Source organism: Streptomyces phyllanthi, from assembly GCF_009377205.1.
GTDB lineage: Bacteria > Actinomycetota > Actinomycetes > Streptomycetales > Streptomycetaceae > Streptomyces > Streptomyces phyllanthi.
Genome location: NZ_VJZE01000556.1, coordinates 1 through 5297 on the forward strand (window position 1 = coordinate 1; position 5297 = coordinate 5297).

General features: G+C 68.5%; 4 protein-coding genes and 1 tRNA gene. 1 reads left to right on the top strand and 4 read right to left on the bottom strand.

What is annotated here, in order from left to right; translation table 11 throughout:
* The 4 genes from FNH04_RS40660 to FNH04_RS40675 form a co-directional block, all read right to left on the bottom strand.
* Positions 1 to 1401, bottom strand: a 1401-nt coding sequence (locus FNH04_RS40660; protein WP_152791213.1) for an FtsW/RodA/SpoVE family cell cycle protein, incomplete at its 3' end; no start/stop codon positions are given.
* Between the two features lie 27 nt (positions 1402 to 1428).
* Positions 1429 to 2961: a Stp1/IreP family PP2C-type Ser/Thr phosphatase gene (locus FNH04_RS40665; protein WP_228031912.1), complete on the bottom strand. Its 1533-nt coding sequence runs from the start codon at positions 2959 to 2961 to the stop codon at positions 1429 to 1431.
* Positions 2962 to 3081: 120 nt separating this feature from the next.
* Positions 3082 to 3603, bottom strand: coding sequence for an FHA domain-containing protein FhaB/FipA (locus tag FNH04_RS40670; protein WP_152791214.1), 522 nt, complete (start codon positions 3601 to 3603; stop codon positions 3082 to 3084).
* A gap of 10 nt (positions 3604 to 3613) precedes the next feature.
* Positions 3614 to 4462 (bottom strand): FhaA domain-containing protein, encoded by an 849-nt coding sequence (locus FNH04_RS40675; RefSeq protein WP_152791215.1) that lies wholly within the window; start codon positions 4460 to 4462, stop codon positions 3614 to 3616.
* A 621-nt stretch (positions 4463 to 5083) separates the two neighbouring features.
* Here FNH04_RS40675 and FNH04_RS40680 point away from each other — a divergent pair.
* Positions 5084 to 5167, top strand: a tRNA-Leu gene (locus FNH04_RS40680).
* The last annotated feature ends 130 nt before the right edge of the window (positions 5168 to 5297 follow it).

A 5297-nucleotide genomic window follows, 5' to 3' on the forward strand; every position in this document is an offset into this window, starting at 1 on the left:
GGTCGGGGCCGGGCGGCGGGCGGTGTCGCTGATTCTGATCAGGATGCCGATCAGCGCCCAGTTGGCGATGACGGAGGAACCGCCGTACGCCACGAAGGGCAGCGTCATGCCGGTCAGCGGGATCAGGCCCATGACGCCGCCGGCGACCACGAAGACCTGGAGCGCGAAGGCGCCGGACAGGCCCACCGCGAGCAGCTTGCCGAACGGGTCGCGGGCCGCGAGGGCGGTGCGGATACCGCGCTCCACGATCAGGCCGTAGAGCAGCAGGATCGCCATCACGCCGGCCAGACCGAGCTCCTCGCCGAAGGTGGCGAGGATGAAGTCGGAGTTGGCGGCGAAGCCGATGAGGTCGGAGTTCCCCTGGCCAAGACCGGTCCCGAGGGTGCCACCGGAGCCGAAGGCCCACAGGGCCTGCATGGCCTGCTCGGAGTGGACGACGCCGTCGCTGACCCCGGCACGGCTTAGCTGGTACTCGCGCATGGGGTCGAGCCAGGCCTGCACACGCGTCTGGATGTGTGACTCGAAGCTCGCCACGCCGACGGCGCCGACCGCGGACATCAGCAGACCGAAGACGATCCAGCTGGTCCGCTCGGTGGCGACGTACAGCATGATGACGAACATTCCGAAGAACAGCAGCGACGTACCGAGGTCGGTCTCGAAGACGAGGATGAGGATCGACATCACCCAAACGACGAGAATCGGGCCGAGGTCGCGGCCACGCGGCAGGTACAGGCCCATGAAACGGCGACTGGCCAGGGCCAGGGCGTCTCTCTTGACCATGAGGTAGCCGGCGAAGAACACCGCTAGGACGATCTTCGCGAACTCGCCGGGCTGGATCGTGCCGAGGCCGGGGATCCTGATCCAGATCTTGGCGCCGAAGATGTTCGCACCGAGGCCCGGGACCAGCGGCAGCAGCAGCAGGATCAGGGCCGCGACCATGGAGATGTACGTGTAGCGCTGCAGGACGCGGTGGTCCTTGAGGAAGATCACCACGGCGACGAACAGTGCGACGCCGATCGCCGAGTTCGCCAGCTGCCGTGGGGAGGCCTCCACGAACGTGTTGCTCAGCTGGAGCCGCTCGGACTGGTCGAGACGCCAGATGATGACGAGCCCGAGTCCGTTGAGCAGCGTGGCCAGCGGCAGCATCAGCGGGTCCGCGTACGGCGCGAACTTGCGGACCACGAGGTGACCCACGCCCGCGATCAGGCCGAGGCCGAGCCCGTAGCCCAGCAGGCCGGTGGGGATCTGGTCGCTGATGGCGAGGCCCACGTTGGCGTAGGCGAACACCGGGATCATCACCGCGAACACCAGCAGCGCGAGCTCGGTGTTGCGACGGCTCGGTGCGCCGATCGCGCCGATCGTGGATGTGTGATGCGTCGATGCGTTCGTAGTACTGCTCATCGTGTGACGAGGCCCCTCACGGCTTGCCTACTGCTTCCCGCACAGCGAGACCAGCTTCTGCTCCTCCTCGGAGAGGCTGGGGCCTGGCGTGGGTGTGGGTGTCGGTTTGGACGGTGTCGCTGACCCCGATGGCTTCGAAGTCGGCGACGGTGTGGCCTTGGACGTGAGAGAGGACCGGGTGGTTCCGGTCACCCCTCCGGCCTCGCCCTCGCCCGTCTTTGAGTTATTACGGCTCTCGGCCTCGCGGCGTTCGGCGTCCTTCTTGCAAGCGGACGCCTGGGTGGCCAGATCCTTGATCTTCGCCTGGGCGTCCTTCAGTCCGCCCTCGGCGATGGTCGCCTTGACCTGGTTCTGCTGATAGGGCGGCAGGTACTTGAGTTCGATCTCGGGGTGGTCCTTCTCCACCTTCGAGAGCGAGACCCAGGCCAGGTCCTGGCTGATGCCCCGGTAGAGCGCGACATGGTCGTCGTTGGTGCCGACGTAGTACTGCGTCTGCGTCCAGCGGTAGCCGCCGTACATACCGCCGCCGAGCACGGCGAGGGCGAGCACGCTGTAGAACGATCTCTTCAGCCACCGGCGCTTTCCGCGGGGCTTGACGAAGTCGTCGTCCGAGTATGACCCGAAGCTGCCCTCGGGGGTGTATCCGGTGGTGTCGCCGGAGCCGGGCGGGCCGAACTCGCCGCCTCCGCCCTGTCCGGGCACCTGGCGGCCGAGGCTGGCCGCGCGGCCGGCCGGGGTCTGCATGGCGCCGTTGTCGTGCAGCTGGTGCTGGTTCTCGGCGACCGCGCCCACCACGACGGGGGTGTCGGAGAGCTGGCCGGCGAGGGTGTCGCCGGAGTCGATGTCGAGGACGTCGGCCACGATCACCGTGATGTTGTCCGGGCCACCGCCGCGCAGCGCGAGCTGGATCAGCTCCTGCACGGTCTCCTGCGGGCCCTGGTAGCTGGCGAGGGTGTCCTCCATCGTCTGGTGGGACACGACACCGCTGAGGCCGTCGGAGCAGATCAGGTACCGGTCGCCGGCGCGGACCTCACGGATGGAGAGGTCGGGCTCGACATGGTCGCCACTGCCCAGCGCGCGCATCAGCAGGGAGCGCTGCGGGTGGGTCGTGGCCTCCTCTTCCGTGATGCGCCCCTCGTCGACGAGGCGCTGCACCCAGGTGTGGTCCTGGGTGATCTGGGTGAGGACGCCGTCCCGGAGGAGGTACGCGCGGGAGTCGCCGACATGGACGAGGCCGAGCCGCTGTCCGGTCCACAGCAGGGCGGTCAGGGTGGTCCCCATGCCCTCGAGCTGGGGGTCCTCCTCGACCATCATGCGCAGCTGGTCGTTGGCGCGCTGCACGGCGGTGCCGAGCGAGGTGAGGATGTCGGAGCCGGGTACGTCGTCGTCGAGGGCGACGATGGTGGAGATCACCTCGGAGGAGGCGACCTCACCGGCGGCCTGGCCGCCCATGCCGTCGGCGATCGCGAGCAGGCGCGGTCCGGCGTAGCCCGAGTCCTCGTTGCCCTCGCGGATCATGCCTTTGTGCGATCCGGCGGCGAAGCGCAAAGACAGACTCATGCGCACCTCGCCCGTCGGCTCCGGGTACATCCGCACGGTGCCCACCCTCCGGTCGGGAGCGCGCCGGGGCCCGAGAGACGGACCACCGTTGCGTGCTCGCTCCGCTCGCTCATTGTCGTACTACTTCCGCAGCTCGATGACGGTCTTGCCGATGCGGATCGGCGCGCCCAGCGGAATCGGTGTGGGAGTCGTCAGTCGGTTCCGGTCGAGGTACGTGCCGTTGGTGGATCCCAGGTCCTCGACGATCCACTGGCCGTCACGGTCCGGGTAGATCCTGGCATGCCTGCTGGACGCGTAGTCGTCGTCCAGCACGATGGTGCTGTCGTGCGCGCGGCCCAGCGTGATGGTCTGTCCCTGCAGCGCGACCGTCGTACCCGTGAGGCTGCCTTCGGAGACGACCAGTTTGGTCGGGGCGCCGCGGCGCTGGCGGCCGCCTCCGCCGCCGGACTGCTGCTGGCCGCGCTGCTGCGGGGGCGCCTGCCGGGCGGCCTGCTGGGGACGCGCGGGCTCACGCCGGGACCCGCGCTGGGTGACGCGCGTACCGAACAGGTCGCTGCGGATGACCTGCACGGCCACGATCACGAACAGCCACAGTACGGCCAGGAAACCCAGCCGCATGACCGTGAGGGTCAGCTCTGACATTGCCCCCGCTTCACCCTTCGGCTTGCCGGTAAATGATGGTGGTGCTGCCCACGACGATCCGCGAGCCGTCGCGGAGCGTAGCGCGGGTGGTGTGCTGCCCGTCCACCACGATGCCGTTGGTGGACCCGAGATCCTGGATCGTCGAGGGCGTTCCGGTCCGGATCTCACAGTGCCGGCGGGAGACGCCGGGGTCGTCGATCCGCACGTCGGCTTCGGTGCTGCGGCCCAGCACCAGCGTCGGGCGGGAGATCTGATGGCGTGTGCCGTTGATCTCGATCCAGTGGCGTGTGCGCCCACCCGCCGCGCCGACGGGCCGCTGGCCGTAGGGAGCGGCGCCGGGGCGGCCGCCGGGCGGCGGCGCGGACGGCATGGGAGGAGCGCCTGCGGGCCCGGCGGACGGCGGGTAGCCGTAGCCGCCCGGGGCGCCGGCGCCGACGCCGGGCCGTCCTCCGGCCGGAGCGGGCGACGGGGCCTGCTGGTTGCTGGAGGAGGCGAGCGTACGGCTGCGCACCCGGTACAGACCGGTGTCGAGGTCGTCCGCCTTCTCAAGGTTGACCTTGATCGGTCCCATGAAGGTGTAGCGCTGCTGCTTGGCGTAGTCGCGCACCATTCCGGCGAGCTCGTCGCCGAGTTGGCCGGAGTAGGGGCTGAGACGCTCGTAGTCCGGCGTGCTCAGCTCCACGATGAAGTCGTTGGGTACGACGGTCCTGTCCCGGTTCCAGATGGTCGCGTTGTTGTCGCACTCCCGCTGGAGCGCACCCGCGATCTCGACCGGCTGGACCTCGGACTTGAACACCTTGGCGAAGGTGCCGTTGACCAGACCTTCGAGGCGCTGCTCGAACTTCTTCAGGACTCCCATGGGGCACCTCCTCCGTCGCTGCCGTCCTGGGTACTGCTTCCGTACTGCTTACTGATCGTATCCACGCGCCGGGAAATCCTCTGGTTCCCCCTGTCGGCCCGGTCGACGGGTGTCGACGCCCACTGAAGTCCCCTCCCGGATTCCCGCTGGAGCTCTTCTTCGAACTCCTCGCCGCTCTCCTCCTGCCCAGGTTTACGCCAAGGATCGTAGAGGCGGTGCGTGACCAGTGTCCCGCACCTGACTGTGGACCCTGTCCGCCTCCTGGGTAGATGGCCGGGACCGGTACGAGGTTGATACGTGAACCGGTCCTCGTTGATACACGTGCGAGCCGTGTGTGTCGCCGCACACAGGGGGCTTGTGTGGGGCTGCTTGCACGGGGGCTTGTGCGTGGCGTGCGTCGGCCGGGATCCCCGGGCGGAGCCACGGCGACGGTGGGGGTGGTGAGTGCGCGCTCCGGTGGACACGTGCCGGAGAGGTCGTGGATGCCGCCCCGACCGTACGGACGGGGCCCTGACGAGGGGCGTCAAAAGGGATGTGAACCCACCGTCTGCAGCGTGCTAATCTTCTGGATGTCGGAAGGCGCCAGCACCGCACGGAGCAGGGCCCGAGGACACACCCAATGCGCGGGTGGCGGAATAGGCAGACGCGCTGGATTCAGGTTCCAGTGCCCGCAAGGGCGTGGGGGTTCAACTCCCCCCTCGCGCACAGATGAAGAACCGATGGAACGGGTCTTCACCAGAGACGAAAGTCCTGGTGGGGCCCGTTTCTCGTTGTGTCGGCGGAAGTTTGGGCTGTCGGTGGGTACACGGGCGGGGATGTTCGAGGTGTGAGGCAT